The 1,891-nt window shown below is 62.8% G+C and carries 2 protein-coding genes and 1 pseudogene; 2 read left to right on the forward strand and 1 reads right to left on the reverse strand.

What is annotated here, in order from left to right; genetic code table 11:
* Positions 1–95 precede the first annotated feature (95 nt).
* Positions 96–212, reverse strand: a pseudogene (locus ACIA48_RS30240) (ATP-dependent DNA ligase); the annotation flags it as partial.
* Between the two features lie 102 nt (positions 213–314).
* On the opposite strand from ACIA48_RS30240, the gene ACIA48_RS30245 reads away from it, so the two are divergent.
* Together ACIA48_RS30245 and ACIA48_RS30250 are read left to right on the forward strand one after the other, a co-directional pair.
* Positions 315–938 (forward strand): TetR/AcrR family transcriptional regulator, encoded by a 624-nt coding sequence (locus ACIA48_RS30245; protein ID WP_396740003.1) that lies wholly within the window; start codon positions 315–317, stop codon positions 936–938.
* A 7-nt stretch (positions 939–945) separates the two neighbouring features.
* A complete protein-coding gene (locus ACIA48_RS30250; RefSeq protein ID WP_396740005.1) occupies positions 946–1,725 on the forward strand; it encodes a sterol desaturase family protein in 780 nt (259 codons plus the stop codon).
* The last annotated feature ends 166 nt before the right edge of the window (positions 1,726–1,891 follow it).

Here is a 1,891-nt window from a genome sequence, read left to right on the forward strand (position 1 = left end):
CCTGAGGCGAGTTGATGTTTCTACGCCGCCGCCTGCTCGAAGACTTCTCTAGCTAGTTCTCCAGTCACCAAATCGGGTTGACAAGTTCAGTGAAGGAAGCCGTCCCATTTCGGCTCGTAAGACCAGACGCCCGCATCGGTCGGCACCTTGGCTTGCGCTTTGGCCAGCATCGGCTCCAACGGTGGCTGCACGGGGAGATCCACGGTTTCCATACTCACGTAGACCGCCGACAGGCGGCAATGTCATCGCGCTTGCCCAACTGAGACATCACGTGATACACATGTCTCAGCACTTGTTCCAGCTATCGTTTCACCATGAGTCGAGACAAGAAGGATCCGCCCGTGACCTCCGCGACTGTGACAATTCGTCGCACGCTTGATGCGCGCCAACTCGACGTGCGCACGCGGATCCTGCAGGCAGCACGCGAGCTGATCAATGCGCAGGGGCACGAGACCGTCGGCATGGAGACCATCGCCGCCACCGCAGGCGTGTCGAGGGCGACGATGTATCGCTACTTCGCCTCGAAGGAGCACGTCGTCTGCGACGCGGCGTTGGCCTGGGGGCATGAGCTCGCGACCCGCATCCCGCAGGCGATTGCGACCGCCGCCGGACCCGAGTCGCCCATCGACGTCGCCATCGAGCACGTCGTCCGGGAGGCCGCGACGGATCTGCCCATGGTGCGGGCGACGATGTCCTCGGTGTTGGCGCTTGGCCCGGTCGCGGACGAGTTCCGCCTCGGCGTACGCCAGATGTTCACCGCGCTGACCGCCGGCGCCGAGGTGCCTTCCGAGCTGGATGCGTCGTTGACGTTGCTCGGGCGCGTTTTCTACGCCGACCTCGCACTGCTCAGCGTCGGCGACATCAGCGTCGAACAGTGCATCGACGAACTGCGCACCGCGGCCCAACGAATCCTGATCAGCCCAACGCCCGGCCACTAGGAGAGTCATGAACCAGACAGCACTGCAACCGATTTGGGACTGGCTGGTGCGTGCACTCGGCGTGGGGTTCTTCGAGTTCCCCCTGTACTTCCTGCCCGTCGTCGTCGCTGTGGTGCTGGTGACCGGCGTGTTCTTCTCAGTGCTGGACGTTGCCGTCTATCGGAAGATCCCCGCCAGGACCGCGTGGCTGGACGGACTGCGGGTGATGTCCACCTACATCGGCTCGGCGGCACTGCTGCTCGTGCTCAACGCCAAATTTCATCCGTGGGCACTCGACGTACCAAGCGCTGCACCGACACTGGTGGCCTTCGTGACCCAGGTCGCGCTGCTGATGGTCATCGGCGAGTTCCTCACCTACTGGTGGCATCGACTGGAGCACGGCAACAAGTTCGTCTTCAAGCACGTGCACTACCTGCACCATCGGGTCGAGTCACCCCTGACGATCTGGACCAACTTCGTCGTCCATCCCGTCGAGGGCCTCATGGTAATGCTCTGCCTTTACGTGCCGCCGCTGGTACTCGGGGTGCACCCTCTGGTGATGGTCGCCTACGCGATCGCGAACACGACGGCGATGGTGATCACCCACTGCGGCTACGACATTCGCTTCTACCCGGGGTGGCTGCTTCCGCCCAACGTCGCCCACGAACTACACCATTCCAACAAGCGACCAACAAACCTGTCCGTCGTAATGAGCTACGGCGACAAGCTCTTCGGTACCTATAAGGCGCCCACCAGGTCGGATGCGCCGACATTGGAACAGAACGCGGTGGCAATCACCCCCGGGTAGTCCTGCGCAAGCCCAAATTTCAGCGCCCATCCGGGGGCTGGACGTCATGTCGTTGTCGGTTCTAGCCGTAATTGTCGTGCAGGCGCCACCATTCGTAGGGCGCGCCCTGCGGCCGTCCTTCGGGAACGTCCTGCCAATCCTCCTGCCGGCCCATGGGCGTCATATC

Origin of the sequence: Mycobacterium sp. NPDC051804 (genome assembly GCF_044452905.1) — a bacterium.
GTDB lineage: Bacteria > Actinomycetota > Actinomycetes > Mycobacteriales > Mycobacteriaceae > Mycobacterium.

What these genes read in the sequence shown, in the direction of transcription:
- ACIA48_RS30250 (WP_396740005.1), top strand. Translation starts at nt 946, where the DNA reads ATGAACCAGACAGCACTGCAACCGATTTGGGACTGGCTGGTGCGTGCA.
- ACIA48_RS30245 (WP_396740003.1), top strand. Translation starts at nt 315, where the DNA reads ATGAGTCGAGACAAGAAGGATCCGCCCGTGACCTCCGCGACTGTGACA.